Origin of the sequence: Labilibaculum sp. (assembly GCF_963664555.1) — a bacterium.
Lineage (GTDB): Bacteria > Bacteroidota > Bacteroidia > Bacteroidales > Marinifilaceae > Labilibaculum.
Window position 1 is genome coordinate 41,601 of record NZ_OY761461.1, and the last position, 17,365, is coordinate 58,965.

Sequence of the window (17,365 nt, forward strand, 5' to 3'; positions counted from 1 at the left end):
AAAAAGACTTACAAGTGTTATATTGTAGGTTCGATGTAAAAACACGATAGTGCTAACCCCTTTTTGACGGATAATTATACTTCCGCCAAAAGACAAATCATACAAAAACATGAAACGTCCATGTATAAAACTTTCTGCGCACAGGGGGATGATTATAATGGTAAGTTCCATGTGGCAAAAACTTAAAATCATAGACACATGAAAGATTTTGGAGTTCAGGAAACACTAAAACGCCTTGGCATTGATCCAATTAACGAAGGAGTTTCAACCGGTACGAATTGGTTCGATTGCCATGGTACAGTAACCGAATCGGTCTCTCCCATTGATGGTTCTGTAATTGCAAAAGTAAAGAATGCCGATGCTGCTGATTACGAAAAGGTGCTGGAGACTGCTCAGGAAGCATTTAAAGTGTGGCGAAAGATGCCGGCTCCAAAACGAGGAGAAATTGTCCGGCAAATTGGCAATGCGCTTCGCGAAGCCAAAGATGATTTGGGAAAATTAGTCAGCCTCGAAATGGGGAAAATTTATCAGGAAGGATTAGGCGAAGTTCAGGAAATGATTGACATCTGTGATTTTGCAGTGGGGCAATCGAGAATGCTTTACGGATTCACCATGCATTCCGAACGTCCGGATCATAAAATGATGGATCAGTACCATCCGCTGGGAATTGTGGGGGTAATTTCTGCTTTCAACTTTCCGGTAGCTGTTTGGGCATGGAACGCAATGCTGGCAGCGGTTTGCGGCGATGTGATTATCTGGAAACCCAGCTCGAAAGTGCCTCTGTGTGCTCTGGCTTGTCACAACATCATTCAAAAAGTACTAAAAGACAACAATGTACCCGAAGGTGTTTTCAACCTGATCGTTGCAAAATCATCAGTAATGGGTGATAATTTTATAGAAGATAAACGGGTTCCGTTAATTTCGGTTACCGGATCAACAGCCATAGGCAAACGGGTTGCCGAAAAAGTGGGGGCCCGTTTGGGAAGAACCATTGCCGAATTGGGTGGCAACAACGCAATAATCATGGCTCCTTCGGCCGATTTAGACATGGCCATTCCGGGAATTGTATTCGGATCGGTTGGTACTGCCGGACAGAGATGTACCTCTACCCGACGTCTGATTATCCACGAAAGTATTTACGAGGATGTGAAAACCCGTTTGCTGCATGCGTACAAACAGGTGGAAGGAAAAATTGGCAATCCGTTGGATGAAAAAACATTGGTTGGCCCTGTAATTGACAACAGTGCCGTAGAAGTATACAAACACGCCATTGCCGAAGTGAAAAAAGCAGGTGGTAAAATTGTTTACGGCGATAAAGTGCTGGATGGTAATTTTGTGGTTCCTACCTTCTGCGAGGTTGAAAATCACTGGCAAATTGTTCAGGATGAATCATTTGTTCCGGTTCTATACATCATGAAATACAAAACCCTCGACGAAGCCATTCATTTGCACAATGATGTGCCTCAAGGTTTATCCTCATCGATTTTCACCATGAACATGCGCGAAGCTCAAACCTTTATTTCTGCTATTGGAAGCGATTGTGGAATTGCCAATGTAAACATTGGAACATCAGGAGCTGAAATTGGCGGTGCTTTTGGCGGCGAAAAGGAAACCGGCGGCGGACGTGAATCAGGTTCCGATTCCTGGAAAACATACATGAGAAGACAAACGAATACCATAAACTATGGCGTAGACCTGCCGTTGGCACAAGGAATTAAATTCGATTTTTAGACACAACACACCAAACACTTACGATTATTTAAAAGCAAGTACCCCGGCAACCGTCGGGGTATTTTTTCAGGGGTTCATCCAAGCATTTTCTTTGCTGCAAAGATATCGTACACATAATTTTTTAAACATTCGATAAATTGCTATTTTTGATCAATCACTTTTCCACGCAACCTTCTAACCATGCTGAAAAAAATATTAACCTCTCTGCTAATCCTTTTGCTTCTGACAATTACTGTTTTAGGCTACTTATACCTTCAAAAACAACGCGAATATAAAGGAATAGATCCTTTCTCGGCCATTCCGGTTAATTCCGAGATGATTATTCAATTTGAGAGTCTGGAGCAGTTAATCACAAAATTGGAGAACAATACCGGTGCGTGGAAAGAGCTGAGCAAATTCGATAAAATTGCTGCCATCAATAAAAATCTTCAGTTTATAGACAGCCTGATCAGTCATTTTGATTCGGAAGGCACTCTATCTTTGGATCGGTCATTTACCATGGCGAGTCATTTGCAAGGGAAAAATGAAATTGAATACCTATACATCCTACCGATCACTGATTATCTGGAAGAAAAGAAAATTAAAAATGCCATCATTAATTGGGTTGGTCTGGACAGATCGGTTTCGGAACGAAAATACCACAACACAACATTATTTAGCATTCCGCCCCAAAACCCGAAAGATAAAGGAATTCACTTTACATTTTCGAAAGGATTGTTTATTGCCAGCAGATCGATGTTATTGGTCGAAAATTCGGTATTGCAGTTAAGCACCGAAAACTCCATTTGTAATTCGAAAGGCTTTGAACAAATTCGCCGTACAATTGGGAAAAATGTGGATGCCAACATCTTCCTGAACCTAAAAACCTTTCCCAAACAGGTTTCCTTATCACTCGATAAAGATTACAGCAAATTTATTCGGAACTATACCAATTTGGCGAACTGGACTGAACTTGATCTTAGTTTCAGAAATAAAATAATCCTGCTAAACGGTTTCACATACAGCGATCCTCAGCAAGGCAACCTGATGAATCTGTTCCTTCAACAAGAACCTGTTAAAATGGAAATGGAATCCATGATTCCTTCGAGTACCAGTATTTTAGCTATACTGGGTATTGACGATGCTCCTTTACACAAAGGAAAATACCGTAAGTATCTCGATCAGATGGGACAATTATCCGAATATCTGAAAAACATCAGCGCTGTAAAAAAGAAAACCGGAGTGGATTACGAAGAAGTCATCTATTCTATTATCCATAAAGAAGTTGGCATTGCCTTTACCGAAGGCCAAACCAACAAACGCTTCACCATCATACGAACTAAAAGCGCCAGTATTGCCAAGGAAAAAATGCTGGAAATGATTAAAGGCAATGCAAAAAAAGAACAACGCACTCTTGCCTACTACATGCGCACTTACCAGCTCGACAAAGAAACCAGCTTCGATATTTTCAGATTGCCTGAAGATCAACTTCCGGAGAAGCTTTTCGGAAGCTTCTTTGCAGGCGCCTCATCGGCCTACTTTACTTTTATCGATAATTACATGGTGATGGGACCTGATATCAGCTCTATTTCCGAATTTATTAAAGAATCGGTTTTGGGTAAAACCCTGAATACCAATCAAACCTATATGGAAAATAAAGAGTTCCTGTCTAATAAAGCGAACTTTTATTTTTATGCTTCAACACCAAGAGCAAACTCATTTATTTCAGAATTCCTGAAGGCCGATTTGCAAAAAGAAATTCAAGATCACAAGCAGAGTGTAAATAAATTTCAGGCTATTGGCTTGCAATTGAGCTCGAACAGAAATTTGATCTACAACAACCTATTCATCGAATACGATCCGATATTGGAGTTGGCTCCTCAAACCGAATGGGAATCGAGGTTGGATACCTGCTTTGCCCACAAACCCTATCTCGTTCAAAATCATTATACAAAAGAGAATGAAATTTTGGTTCAGGATATCAATAACCAACTTCATCTTTTAAATCCATCGGGACGTGTTTTATGGAAAAAAGCATTGGAATCTCAAATTGTTGGAAAAGTTCACCAAATAGATCTTTTTAAAAATGGAAAACTGCAGTATTTATTTGCCACTAAAAACAAGCTTCATCTGGTAGATAGAAATGGTGACAATGTTGGAAATTATCCAATAAAACTAAAGGCTGAGGCTGTTCAGGGTGTTTCTATCTTCGATTACGACAATAACAAGAATTATCGGTTTTTCATTCCTTGCAAGGATAAAAATATTTATGCTTACACGAAAGAAGGCAAGACTCTTACCGGTTGGAGTCCGGATAAATCTGAAAACGAAATTAATTGCGAAATTCAGCACTTTCGGGTAAAAAACAAAGACTACATTGTTTATGCCGATCAATATCGCATTTACATCCTAAATCGCCGTGGCGAAGAAAGAATTAAATGTAAAGAACAGTTTTCAAAATCGAAGAACAACCCATTCTTTTTGGAAACATCTGCTGGAAATATCAGCGACAAACTGGTAACTACTGATGTTAACGGAAATATATACTATTGCTATTTTGATGGAACGATTGAGAAAAAAACACTCACACAACTATCCGATTCACATTTTTTTGTAGCCGCAGATATTGATTCCGATGGCAAAAATGAATATTTGTTTGCTGATTATAACATCCTTAGAATATTTGATGATTCGGGAAAACAAAGTCTCGAAAAAAAGTTCGATTCCAATATTAGCTTCCGCCCTAATGTTTACAGCTTCTCGCGAAGAAATGTTGAAATTGGAATTTGTTTGGAAGATGAGAACAAGATTTTTTTGATTGATAAAGAGGGAAATAACCATAAAGGATTTCCACTTAAAGGAAATACAGAATTCTCAATCGGCTTTTCGAAAACCGGCGATAAATCCTTCAATCTCTATGTAGGCGATAACCGAAACTTCCTTCTCAATTATTCCGTACAATAATTTTTTATCAACAATTACTAAATATTCATGTACCAAAACCAAGAGTCTGCGCAAGCTATTGATTTTTCATGATTTACAATTAATGTCTGAAATTTATCATAGAATTATTAGGGCTTTCAGTGCTTTGTTCGGTACTATGCATATAAACGCATATAAATTAAAACTATTATGATATTCAAATTTAAATCCCTTATTCCATTCCTGATTGCTGGTATTTTAGCCATTTCAACGCAATCCTGTTTTAACGGAGACGACTACGACTTCGACAAGCTTTCCGATAAAATAGACTGGACACCCAATATGATTGTTCCCGTTGGGTACGGAACTTATTCGCTGTGGTATTTACTGAATCAGCATGAGGCAAACCCTGCCGATCAAACCATTACTCTTGATGCGGAAGGCATGCTGCACATCAAATACATGGAAGAAGATATTTTTTCTTACAATGTTGATGAGGTTCTAAATTTCCCCAACCAATCCGCAATTGATCTAAGTTATTCTTTACCCAGTTTTGGTGTTGGCATTCCATATGCGTCACTTCCACCAACGAGCCCGCAAACCGATCAGATTCAGATCATCACAGGAAATACAGGCGTACTACTTTACGAATTGGATTTGGATGCAAACATTCAATTCCGATTAACAAATCCTTTAAATACTCAAGTAGATATCAGCATTTCAATTCCGAATGGAACTTCAGGTGGCAATCCTATCAATCAAACTTATTCTTTAGCTTCAAATGCAACACAAATTGAAACGCTGAATTTACCAAACCTAAATTTACTTTTCAACACACCCTACACTACCAATAACGATGTTGACATCACTTTTGACATTGATATTAAAGATAATGGAGGTCTCATCAGCGGAACAGGTGATCTGGGAATTAACCTAACTGTTCAGAACATCAATTTTCAATTGGCAAAAGGTGATTTTGGAAATCAAATCATTACTCTCGATGCCGGAAACTTTGACATGAATGTTGATTTTTGGGATGATATTGAAGGTGATTACCAATTTGCTGATCCCCACATTAATCTTATCATGGAAAACTCGGTTGGAGTTCCGTTCCAAATTAATGCCGACATTACCGGCTACGCAACAGATGGAACTGCAGCCTCATTAAATCCGGATGCATTGCAACCTGCCTATCCTGATAAAGTATCTGTTACAAATCCGTTAACGATCGATGCAATATCAGAAACAATAACCTATGACAAAAACAATTCCGGTATTGTAGATTTAATGGCTCTGCCACCATCAGACAGATTGGAATATTTTGGAAATATTGCTTTAAACCCAACCGGCGCCATTGCTCCAACACCAACAACTCCAAACATCATCAGCAGCAGTTCTGCAATTAATGTAGATATTGAAATTGATGTTCCTTTGGATTTTACGGCAACAAATCTGATGCTTAGAGATACAGTAAACGACATTGACATTAGCGATGCAGATAAAATTATGAATGCTGCCGTGGTTATCGTTACTGAAAACGGTTATCCGCTCGACATAACAATTGATAAAATTTACTTTACCGATGCTGCTTACCATGTAATTGATTCCATTTCGGACAATCAAGTTATTGAGGCGGCAAGCGTATTTACATCTGGTGCCAATATCGGCGAAGTTGATCCTGCCTCAGTAAAAGAGGTGGAGCATCAAATACAATTAAACCAAAGTCAGATAAAAAACCTGAACCAAACCAAAAACCTAATTATAAACGCTGGCGTAAGTACCGAAAATGGTGGCGTTCCTGTTAAGCTAAAGGGCAGTTACGAACTCAAATTCACCCTTTCGGTACAGGCTCAAATCGATCTTAATAACTAAGCACCCAGACACTCCACTATGATTAAATTTATATACAAAACATCTATAGCAGGATTGATATTTCTGTTTTTATCTGTTTCGGCTTCAGCCCAAAAAATGAACAACACTTTGTATTTAATGCAAAATGTTCCTCAGTCAAATCAGTTGAATCCGGCCATTCAACCCGAATGCAAAGTTTTCGTTGGCTTTCCGGCGCTGAGTTCAATTTATCTGAATTACAGCAACAGCAGCTTTGCTTACAGCGATATAATTAAAGATGGTACAGGAATCAGAAAAGATTCTTTAGTTGTTGATATCAATAGCTTTCACGATGCATTGCAAACAACCAATTTTGTGTCGCAGCAATTTGAACTGACTCTTTTTGCCCTCGGAATACGCGCAAAAGATTACTTTTTCACACTGGATGTGATTGAGAAGGAAGATTCCCGTTTCAGTTTCGATCAGGAAATGGTGACATTTTTGAAAGACGGCAACGCCTCATACAGAGGAAAAACTGCAAACTGGGGCGGACTGGGATTGGATGCAAGTTACTATCACGAAGTTGCTCTGGGTGTATCGAAAAAAATAAACGACAAATGGACGGTTGGTATCAAAGGAAAAATGCTGTTTGGTATAGCCAACATGCACATGGAAGATTCCGACATGTCCGTATTCACCTCTGCTTCCGGTAACGAGATTGTTTTAAATTCGGAACACCGTCTTCGTGTTTCCATGCCAATTAATCAAATCGGTTTGGATGCGGACGGATATGTGAATGACATTGACATTGATGGTGATGATTACGATGCAGATTTCTTCGCAAATACCGATAACAAAGGTTTTGCGGTTGATTTGGGTATGACTTACCAAATGGATGAAAAAACCCGCTTATATGCAAGTATATTGGACATTGGATCGATTAACTGGAAAACGGATGGTCATGAATTCTCTCAGAAAGGTTCGTTTACCTGGACAGGAGCCGACTGGTCGCAATCGGGAAATTCCAATGATCCAAACTATCGCGAAATTGAAGATGTGTTTGAAGACCTTACTGATTCTATTGCTGATGAATTTCGCGTGTCAAACGGAATAGATTCTTACAGAGTAGGACTTCCTGCCAAAATTTATTTAGGCGGAACACACGACCTTAACAAAAGAGTGAATGTAGGTGCATTAAGCAGAACCGAAATTTTTAACGGCAAAATACAATCGTCATTAACACTCTCAGCCAACGCACGTTTTTTCAGAAATCTAAGTACCACTTTAAGTTATTCGGTGGTAAACAACTCGTACAATAACATTGGATTTGGATTGGCAACAAAGTTAGGCCCAACACAGTTTTATGTGGTGAGCGACAATGTAATGGCGGCCCTTAAACCAAATACTGCTCACTTGGCAAATATTCGTTTCGGAATCAACTTTTTGTTTGGATGTAAAGACAAAACAAAGAACAAAAACTCATGCTCTTTCGAGGATGAAATTAAAAACAAAAAGAAGCCATTGTACAAATAAATAAAACGTTTTTTTTACTCCAATAACGGAGAGTTTACATCAATTTGAATTCGAGACTGCCTTGCGGGGCAGTCTTTTTTTTTGATATTAATAAGGATGTTACACCAACTTAATAAGTCTGAAACCCGCGCGCAGGCTAGGTGATTATAGCGCAGGAAGGGGTCAAATGCTGCAGAAAGAGGTGATTTACCCGCAGAATTACATATTTTGCCACAGAACGTATTGATTTACCCGCAGAACGGACTAATTGTGCCGCAGAACGTATTGATTTGCCTGCAGAAGGGCATATAAAACCCACAGATTTCTCTGATTGTACCGCAGAACAGAATTTTTTGACTCAGAGAAACAACAACAGAACATAGGACGGACAATTCCTGTCAAAAAAACAATTTACCACGAAGAAAAAGTTCATAACTTCCCGTTATTGATTTGGTTATAAAACATTAGAACCAAACGACAAGAGGAATTTCACCTGATAAATGATACCATGCGTTAAGGATTGCAGTGGAAACCCCACAGCGAAGAATGAGCGAGGAGTTGCAGCGAAAAGCCCGCCCGAAGGGAACGCCCAAAAGCAAATGCCGAAGAACATCAAAAAAAAAAATGAAATGCTTATATTTGCCTTTCAAAAGAAAAGAATATGGCATTTATAAAATTTATAATCATAGCTGTTGGGATCTACTACATATTAAAGTGGATTTTGAAAGCAATATTCCCGTTTTTGGTGAAGAAAACCTTCGATAAAATGCAGGAACAAGCCAAACAGCAGCAGCAGCAAACAAAAAAAGAAGGTGAAGTAACCATTGACAAACCATCGGGTAAAACAGGCGATCCACACAAAAAAGATGTGGGCGACTATGTTGATTTCGAAGAAGTGGATGATTAAATGGTAAGCGAATAGCTATTGGTAGTTGGCCTTTAGCTTTTTAACATTCCACTCACCTAAATTTATTATTCAAAATATCTATAAAAACGCTATAAATTAATTGGATGTAAATCCATTGAATCGTATTTTTGCCTTTCCTTTTTGGAAATTATACAATGCTAATAGCCAATGGCTAAAAGCTAATAGCTTAAAAAATTAACCTCAAAATATAAGATTTATGGCTCAGGAAGATGTTTTCAAAAAACTGGTAGCTCATTGTAAAGAATACGGATTCGTGTTTCAATCATCGGAAATTTATGATGGATTGAGTGCTGTATATGACTATGCGCAGCTGGGAGTTGAATTGAAAAACAATATTAAAAAATACTGGTGGGATTCAATGGTGAAACTGCACGAAAATGTAGTGGGTATCGATTCGGCTATTTTTATGCATCCTACTATTTGGAAAGCTTCGGGCCACGTTGATGCTTTTAACGATCCGTTGATTGACAATAAAGATTCGAAGAAACGATACCGGGCTGATGTTTTAATTGAGGATTTGCTGGCCAAATTAGAAGGCAAAATGGACAAGGAAGTAGAGAAAGCACAGAAGAAATTTGGTGAAAGTTTCGACGAGGCTCAATTTCGTGCAACCAACCCCCGTGTATTGGCAAACAAAGAAAAGATGGATGCTGTACATGCCCGTTTTGTTGAGGCTCTGGATAAGAATGACCTGGACGAATTGAAGCAGATTATTGTTGACAATGAAATTGTTTGTCCAATTTCAGGATCTAAAAACTGGACTGATGTTCGTCAGTTCAACCTGATGTTTTCGACTGATATGGGTTCTACTGCCGACGGAAGCAGTAAAATTTATCTTCGCCCGGAAACGGCACAGGGTATTTTCGTGAACTACCTGAATGTTCAGAAAACGGGTCGTATGAAGATTCCTTTCGGAATTGCTCAGATTGGTAAAGCATTTCGTAACGAGATTGTGGCACGTCAGTTTATTTTCCGTATGCGTGAATTCGAACAAATGGAGCTTCAGTTCTTTGTTCGTCCAGGTGAGGAAATGAAATGGTTCGATGCCTGGAAAGAAACCCGTATGAGCTGGCACAAAGCGCTTGGTTTTGGTGAAGAAAAATACCGTTTTCACGATCACGATAAATTGGCTCATTACGCCAATGCAGCTACCGATGTTGAATTTAAATTTCCATTCGGATTTAAAGAGGTGGAAGGAATTCATTCCCGTACCGATTTTGATTTGAGTCAGCATCAGGAATATTCAGGTAAGAAAATTCAGTATTTCGATCCTGAATTGAACAAAAGCTACGTTCCTTACGTAGTTGAAACTTCGATTGGAGTTGACCGTATGTTTCTTCAAATCATGTCGGAAGCCTATCAGGAAGAGAAAATTGAGAAAGAAGATGGGAAAGTTGACGAACGCGTGGTACTTAAATTGCCTCTTGCTTTGGCTCCGGTTAAACTTTGCGTGATGCCATTGGTGAAAAAAGACGGTCTTCCGGAAAAAGCCCGTGAAATTATCAACGACCTGAAATTTGATTTCAACTGTCAGTACGACGAAAAAGACTCAATCGGTAAGCGTTACCGTCGTCAGGATGCCATTGGTACTCCTTTTTGTGTAACTGTTGATCATCAGTCATTGGAGGACAATACGGTAACTATCCGTCACCGCGACAGCATGGAACAGGAACGTGTTGAAATCTCAAAATTGTATGATATTATTGAAGATCATGTAAGCATGAAAAAATTATTCAAGCAATTGAAATAAAAAGAGTAGACAGGAGATGTTAGCTTTGAGATTTTAGATTTATTTCCAAACTCAGGATTAACGGAACGAATCAACTAAATAGACATTAAAATGGCCATTCTTTTGCAGGATGGCCATTTTTTTTGCAGGTATAACGGCCTCTTTTCCTAAAGGAAAAATCTTATGCTTAAATCGAACTATTAATTCCTAATTCATCACTCATAATTCATATTTATTGTACTTTAGCTCTTCCTTTCTAATGGAAAACAAACGAACTAAATCACACACCAGCTAATGAAAAACTTACTGAGCTTACTACTTATTTTAATCGTATCCGCCTATCAAGGCATTGCCTGCACAACAGCCGTCATCTCGGGCAAATACACGAAAGATGGTCGTCCAATGATATGGAAACTACGCGACACTGAAAATTTCGAAAACAAACTGAACTATTTCACCGATGGAAAATTTCCTTATATCGGCATGATCAACTCCAATGATGAAAAGGGCGAACAGGTTTGGGGCGGTTCCAATTCCGAAGGTTTTGCTATTATGAACAGCGCATCATTCAACGTGAACCTGACAGATACCACTTCCTTTAAGGATCAGGAAGGTTATTTTATGAAGCTTGCCCTGCAAACCTGTGCTAATCTGGAAGATTTTGAGCAATTGCTTACAAACAGACCAAAACCAATGGGCTTGGCGGCTCATTTCGGTGTATTGGATGCTGAAGGAAACGTCGCTTTTTACGAAGTGAACAATCACACATTCACCAAGTTTGATGCCAACGATCCGGCTCAGGCTCCTAACGGATACATCCTAAGAACCAATTTCTCCTTTACCGGAAAAAAAGACATTGGATATGGTTTTATCCGTTTTCAAACAGCTCAGGATTTGTTCTATCAGGCCGATGCTTGTGGAAATTTAAATGCTCAAACCATTATTCAGGATTTTTCGAGGTGTTTAAAACATGCTGTCCTAAAAAAGGACTTCCGACAAGAATTTAAAAGCACTCCTTACGGGGCTCATTTCATAAATTCCGATGACATGATTACCCGTCACGGTTCCTCATCCATGATTTTAATTGAAGGCGTTAAAAAAGGAGAAGCAACAGATATGAATACCATCTGGACACAGATCGGATTCCCTGACACGTCCATTGCCCTGCCTGTTTGGGTAAAAGGCGGCAATAATTTACCTAAAGTTCTGACTGCAGAAGGATCGGCAAATTGTCCATTGAATAAAATGGCACTGAATCTGAAACACAGATGCTATCCGATCAGCCGTTCAGCCGGATACAAATATCTGAATGTTTCAGAATTAATCAACTCCGGCAAAACCGGAATTATTCAACAACTGGAATTTGCCGAAATTAAAATTTTCCAAAACACATCACATTCAATCAATGAATGGCTTAAAAATCAACCAACTACAACACAAATTCAAGAATATTACAATTGGTTAGACGAATACACAAACTTAACCTACCAAATGTTGGGAAACTAAAACCACACAAAGTACAATTGGGTTGTTAATTGTGAAATATTAAGTGAAGCACGAAGCAAAATATTCCGTGCTTTTTGTATTTTAGGGGCGGAATTAAAAATTAAAAATATGACTTATGAATTGATTCACTTCTAATTCATAACTCCTAATTCATAATTACAATGAACTTCAAGCCCCTTATTCCCCATTTATCAGCCATCATCATTTTCCTTATTATTGGATTTGCATTTTTTCAGCCTGTATTGGATGGAAAACAGCTCCGAAAAGGGGATACCATAAATGCCCTTGGCTATAAAAAAGAGATCATGGATTTTAGAAAATCCACTGGTGAAGATCCTTTGTGGACCAACTCGATGTTTGGAGGAATGCCGGCCTATCAGATTACCGTTGAGTACAAATCGAAGTTTATGCAATTCTTTAAAGAAGCCATGGAATTGCACACACCAAGTCCGGTACGATACCTAATGATCTATTTGATTGGGTTCTATATATTACTCATATCTTTGCGGGTAAATCCCTGGCTCTCCATCGGAGGTGCCATTGCCTATGCTTTTTCAACCTATTTCATTATCATTATTGGTGCCGGGCATCTCTGGAAAGTAAATGCTTTGGCTTTTATTCCACCAGCCCTTGCGGGAATATTGCTTACGCTCCGAGGAAAATACATTTTAGGCGGATTGCTCGCATCTTTCTTTCTAATACTCGAATTGTATTCCAACCACATACAAATGACCTACTATTTTCTGATTACGGTTCTTTGTATTGTTGCCTTTGATTTTTACTATCGTTGGAAACAAAAGGAATTAAAACAATTCTTCACTGCAATTGGTGTTTTGGTCATTGCATCCATTCTGGCAGTTGGGGTAAACAGTTCCAATTTGTACAATTCATACCAATACGGCAAACAAACCATTCGTGGAAAATCAGAACTAACATTTGGCGAGAAAGGAAACAAAACCGGCGGTCTGGATAAAGATTATGCAACCCAGTGGAGCTATGGTGTTCAGGAAACCCTAACCCTTTTAATTCCCAATGCAAAAGGTGGAGCCGGATCACCTCAGGAGGCTGTTCAATTAGTTAGCTACCTTAGCGGCGGACAGATAAAAAATGTGGCCAAATATTACGAAATTGAGCCAATAAAAGATCACCACTATTGGGGAAATCAGCCATTTACAGCTGGTCCTGTATATGTTGGAGCCGTCATCCTCTTTTTATTCTTTTTAGGATTGATTATTGTTCCCGGACGTTTCAAATGGGGATTGCTTACCGCAACAATTTTGGCCATTATGCTGTCGTGGGGACATAATTTCCAATTCCTTACCGATCTGTTTTTAGATTACGTGCCCTTATACAACAAATTCAGGGTGGTTTCGTCCATTCTTATTGTTGTTGAGTTATGCATTCCTTTACTGGCAATTTTAGCCGTTAAAAAAATACTGGAGGAGCCTGAAATCCTGAAGGAAAAAGTGAAATTATTTTCTGTAAAGTTAAATGTATTGGTGTGGCCCTTGTTGCTAACTGCAGGAATTTCATTGCTTTTGTATTTGCTTCCAAATCTTTTTCTTGATTTTATTACTCAGGCTGAAACAAGTTATTTTGCACAAATAAAATCTGGAAATCCAAATGCTGTCACTTACATCAATCAAATTCAATCGGACATCTTTAATGCCCGGGTTTCTATGTTTAGAGCCGATGCATTACGAACCATTCTTTTTGTTGCTTTAATTGCTGTTCTCCTTTTCGGATATGGTAAAAAATGGTTTCAATCAAATCTTCTTATTGCAGGTATTGTTGTTCTGATTCTGGTTGATTTATGGCCGGTTAACAAACGCTTTTTAAATGCAGACAGCTTTGTTCCAAAAAAAGAACTGAAAGTTGCATTCAGCCCTACTCAAGCCGATTTTGAAATTCTGCAATCTGAGTTTTCAACTCATCCGGAATTACAGGTATTGGCTCAAAAAGCACAGGATGAATACAAAAAAGAAAACCGCAAAGCAAGCAAACTGGAATTGGCTATTGTTCCTTTCACTGTTCTCAACCAACACAGCAATTACAGGGTTTTAAACACCTCTGTTCAAACCTGGCAAAACGGAAGCACTTCCTACTATCACAAGTCCATTGGAGGTTATCATGGAGCCAAATTGCGACGTTACCAAGAGCTGATCGATCATCACATCATAAAAAACAACATGAAGGTGATCAACATGCTAAATACCAAATACATCATCACACCCGATAAAGAAAAAGGAAATCAGGCGCAATTGAATCCTGATGCCTTGGGAGAAGCATGGATTGTTCCCAACTACAAAATCGTGAACAATGCCGATGAAGAAATCATGGGATTAAATGCCTTCGATCCTGCAAAAGAAGCTTTAGTTGACAAGCGTTTTGCATCTCAATTGGAAGGATTTACAAGTCAGGCTGATTCTTTGGCAAGTATTTCAATGGAAACATATGCTCCCAACAAAATAACTTATCAATTCAATGCTAAAAGCGATCAATTGGTGGTTTTCTCCGATATTTATTACCAGCCGGGCTGGAATGCCTATGTTGATGGGAAACTTACTCCGCACTTTAGAGCCAACTACATATTACGGGCGATGAAAGTTCCCGGAGGAAAGCATAAAATCACCTTTAAATTTGAGCCAAAAGCAATGACAGTTACCGAAAATATATCTGTTGCCAGCATGGTTTTATTCTTTTTGCTGCTAGCCGGAGGAGTTGTTTTTGGAATTAAAAATATCCGAAAAGAAACGATTGAAAATGAATAGTCAGTACTCCCGAACACAACAGTTTGTCAACTTCATGCAGAAAATTGTTTTTCTGCATATTGTCCTGTTTTTAATGCGCCGTTTTTATTTTCTATTGGAAAAACTGGTGCCAAAAGACAAGCGGATTGCCCTCTTCTTTTTGACTGAAAAGGTATATTTCGACAATTCGAAGTACCTGTTTGAGTACATGCGCGAAAAAAATGATTTCAACAGCATTTTGTTCACTCCTTACAAATCCTTGTATCATAAACTAAATGATAAATTCCCCGGAGAAGTAGTTTATTCGTGGTCGTTGAAAGGGTTTTTTCTCTTTTTAAGGACCAGACATGTCATTCTTTCCTATGGAATTAGTGCCGCTGCTTTCAAGCCATACTACCTGCACGAAAAATGCAAAAACATCATCTATTTAGGACATGGTACGCCAATGAAAAAAATGGCCTTGCAAACGCCTCCCTGGCGCAAATATGCCAAACACAAGCAATTGCAAAAATACAGTTACATGGCAGCTTGTTCTCCGTTGGAACAGATCATTCATGCAGCCGGATTCAATATTGACATGAACAATGTTTGGGTGAGTGGTTTGCCTCGTAACGATTATTTGCTTCAGGATATCAATTTAAGTCCGTCTTTATTGGTTGCAAATCCATTTCTCGACCGTAAAATTATTTTATACGCTCCAACCTGGCGCGAAGAAGGTTACAAAACTCACTTTTTCCCTTTCGGGGATTTTGATGCAAAACGGCTTTCTAATTTTCTGGAGAAAGAAGATGCCTACATCTTGGTTCGTGGTCATAAAGAGGATATAAAACGAAAGTCTGTTGAAAAAACTCATGATTTCTTTTCTATTGACAGAGTACTAAAAGCTGATCAGTACCGATTCCCCGATGTGTATGAATTATTGCCTTACGTAGATGTTTTGGTAACCGATTATTCATCACTTTGGATTGACTACCTGCTTTTGGATCGGCCAATTATTTATTTGCCATACGATTTAGACGAATACAAGCAATACAAAGGCTTTTTTATCGATTTCGAGGAGAATACTCCTGGAGCAAAGTCAAGCACGCAAAAAGAATTTATAACGCATTTACAACGCTATTTCGAACAGCCTCAGACTCATGCCAAGTGGCGCAAAAAAATCAGGGATATGTATCACACTTATCAGGATACAGAGAGTTGCGAGAGAGTGTTTCAGGAAATTAAAAAATTGAATTAATGAATCTCAACAAATACTCCAAACCAATCATTTTCATTACCACCTTATTGGGCTGGATATTTATAGTTCCAATCACCTATCTTATTCCAAAAAAAAAGAATCTGATGGTGCTTATGGGAGCAAAAGATGGTTTTTTTATTGATAATGTAAAGTTCTTTTTCCTCTACTTATCGGAAAAGGAAGAAGATCAGGAATTCTATTTCCTGACCGCAAATAAAGAGACCTATGAATCACTCAAACATCAATACAGCAACATATTGTACTACCCGTCAGCCAAGGCCTATTGGATTTCGTTGAGATGTAAGGTTTTTGTAGTTGATAATTTTTCGTGGATGGATAATTGTCGGTTTCAGTTATTCTGGCGGGCAAAAATTATTCAAATCTGGCACGGAATAGGCTTCAAAAAGATTCAGCGCGACAACAAATTCTTTATTCAGGAAACCAGCTCGCTCTACCGCAGATTTATTTTGAATTTTGTTGGAAAACTACCTGTTTACGATGCACTTATCTCAACAGGAGAATTCTTTACCGAACATTTTTTCAAACCTGCATTTATTTCAGACCACTTTATTGATACAGGATATCCGCGTAACGACATCATTGTAAACCCAATAAAATATAAGAATGCATTAATCAACTCGGATGAGAAAACCATTCAAAAGGTGATTGAATTGCGTAAAAAAGGAATCAAATCAATCTTGTATGCACCAACCTTTCGGGATACCGGAGGTGATGGTATTTCCGATGGAATTCTTGACCTTCATAAATTGAATGAATTCGCCATTAAAAATGATTTTGTATTTGTTTTCAAGCTGCATCCATTGCCACAATACAAGACTATCAGTAACGAATTCGAACGCATTCTTTGGTACGATAATGTAAAAGACGTATATCCTCTTCTTCCTGAAATTGATGGTATGGTGAGCGATTACTCTTCCATTTACATGGATTATATTTTACTGAACAGGCCGGTGTTTTTCCTGCTGTATGACCGCGAAAAGTACGAAACCAAAGATCGTGAATTACATTCCTTCTTCAACGATTTTATTATTGGATCTATTTCTACCACTCAAGAAAAACTGGAACAGGATTTACTTAGTACATTTACTAAAAATGACGAATTTGTTACAGCAAGAACCCAAATTATCGAAAAATCATATCTAAATACAGATGATAACAGTTCTCAAAGAATTTTTAATTTCATTCAGGAACATTATCTTCGCAGGAATCAATAAAGCAAA

General features: G+C 38.5%; 10 protein-coding genes. All 10 read left to right on the top strand.

From position 1 onward, the window contains the following. Positions 1-198: 198 nt before the first annotated feature. A complete protein-coding gene (locus ACKU4N_RS00160) occupies positions 199-1,731 on the top strand; it encodes an L-piperidine-6-carboxylate dehydrogenase (protein ID WP_321319526.1) in 1,533 nt (510 codons plus the stop codon). Positions 1,732-1,911: 180 nt separating this feature from the next. Then, positions 1,912-4,674: a hypothetical protein gene (locus ACKU4N_RS00165; protein ID WP_321319528.1), complete on the top strand. Its 2,763-nt coding sequence runs from the start codon at positions 1,912-1,914 to the stop codon at positions 4,672-4,674. A gap of 168 nt (positions 4,675-4,842) precedes the next feature. Beyond that, positions 4,843-6,504 (top strand): hypothetical protein, encoded by a 1,662-nt coding sequence (locus ACKU4N_RS00170; RefSeq protein WP_321319530.1) that lies wholly within the window; start codon positions 4,843-4,845, stop codon positions 6,502-6,504. Between the two features lie 18 nt (positions 6,505-6,522). Next, positions 6,523-7,995, top strand: a complete 1,473-nt coding sequence (locus tag ACKU4N_RS00175; protein WP_321319532.1) for a DUF5723 family protein — start codon at positions 6,523-6,525, stop codon at positions 7,993-7,995. A 640-nt stretch (positions 7,996-8,635) separates the two neighbouring features. Then, a complete protein-coding gene (locus tag ACKU4N_RS00180) occupies positions 8,636-8,881 on the top strand; it encodes a DUF4834 family protein (RefSeq protein WP_321319533.1) in 246 nt (81 codons plus the stop codon). 217 nt (positions 8,882-9,098) lie between these two features. Beyond that, the gene (locus ACKU4N_RS00185; protein ID WP_321319535.1) at positions 9,099-10,652 is read left to right on the top strand and encodes a glycine--tRNA ligase; all 1,554 of its coding nucleotides are present in this window, start codon (positions 9,099-9,101) and stop codon (positions 10,650-10,652) included. A 273-nt stretch (positions 10,653-10,925) separates the two neighbouring features. Beyond that, the gene (locus ACKU4N_RS00190) at positions 10,926-12,137 is read left to right on the top strand and encodes a carcinine hydrolase/isopenicillin-N N-acyltransferase family protein (protein ID WP_321319537.1); all 1,212 of its coding nucleotides are present in this window, start codon (positions 10,926-10,928) and stop codon (positions 12,135-12,137) included. 161 nt (positions 12,138-12,298) lie between these two features. Continuing rightward, complete coding sequence (locus ACKU4N_RS00195) at positions 12,299-14,908, top strand: YfhO family protein (protein ID WP_321319539.1); 2,610 nt, start codon at positions 12,299-12,301, stop codon at positions 14,906-14,908. Then, a complete protein-coding gene (locus tag ACKU4N_RS00200) occupies positions 14,901-16,124 on the top strand; it encodes a CDP-glycerol glycerophosphotransferase family protein (protein ID WP_321319541.1) in 1,224 nt (407 codons plus the stop codon). Before ACKU4N_RS00195 ends, ACKU4N_RS00200 begins: the two co-directional genes overlap by 8 nt. Beyond that, positions 16,124-17,359 carry a CDP-glycerol glycerophosphotransferase family protein gene (locus ACKU4N_RS00205; protein WP_321319543.1) on the top strand — a complete coding sequence of 412 codons (1,236 nt, stop codon included), beginning with the start codon at positions 16,124-16,126 and terminating at the stop codon, positions 17,357-17,359. The genes ACKU4N_RS00200 and ACKU4N_RS00205 overlap by 1 nt, the downstream gene beginning before the upstream one ends. Positions 17,360-17,365 lie beyond the last annotated feature (6 nt).

Excerpts from the sequence above, each read along its gene's own strand:
- ACKU4N_RS00175 (WP_321319532.1), top strand. The coding sequence starts at position 6,523 with ATGATTAAATTTATATACAAAACATCTATAGCAGGATTGATATTTCTG.
- ACKU4N_RS00195 (WP_321319539.1), top strand. The coding sequence starts at position 12,299 with ATGAACTTCAAGCCCCTTATTCCCCATTTATCAGCCATCATCATTTTC.
- ACKU4N_RS00180 (WP_321319533.1), top strand. The coding sequence starts at position 8,636 with ATGGCATTTATAAAATTTATAATCATAGCTGTTGGGATCTACTACATA.
- ACKU4N_RS00190 (WP_321319537.1), top strand. The coding sequence starts at position 10,926 with ATGAAAAACTTACTGAGCTTACTACTTATTTTAATCGTATCCGCCTAT.
- ACKU4N_RS00205 (WP_321319543.1), top strand. The coding sequence starts at position 16,124 with ATGAATCTCAACAAATACTCCAAACCAATCATTTTCATTACCACCTTA.
- ACKU4N_RS00160 (WP_321319526.1), top strand. The coding sequence starts at position 199 with ATGAAAGATTTTGGAGTTCAGGAAACACTAAAACGCCTTGGCATTGAT.
- ACKU4N_RS00165 (WP_321319528.1), top strand. The coding sequence starts at position 1,912 with ATGCTGAAAAAAATATTAACCTCTCTGCTAATCCTTTTGCTTCTGACA.
- ACKU4N_RS00200 (WP_321319541.1), top strand. The coding sequence starts at position 14,901 with ATGAATAGTCAGTACTCCCGAACACAACAGTTTGTCAACTTCATGCAG.
- ACKU4N_RS00185 (WP_321319535.1), top strand. The coding sequence starts at position 9,099 with ATGGCTCAGGAAGATGTTTTCAAAAAACTGGTAGCTCATTGTAAAGAA.
- ACKU4N_RS00170 (WP_321319530.1), top strand. The coding sequence starts at position 4,843 with ATGATATTCAAATTTAAATCCCTTATTCCATTCCTGATTGCTGGTATT.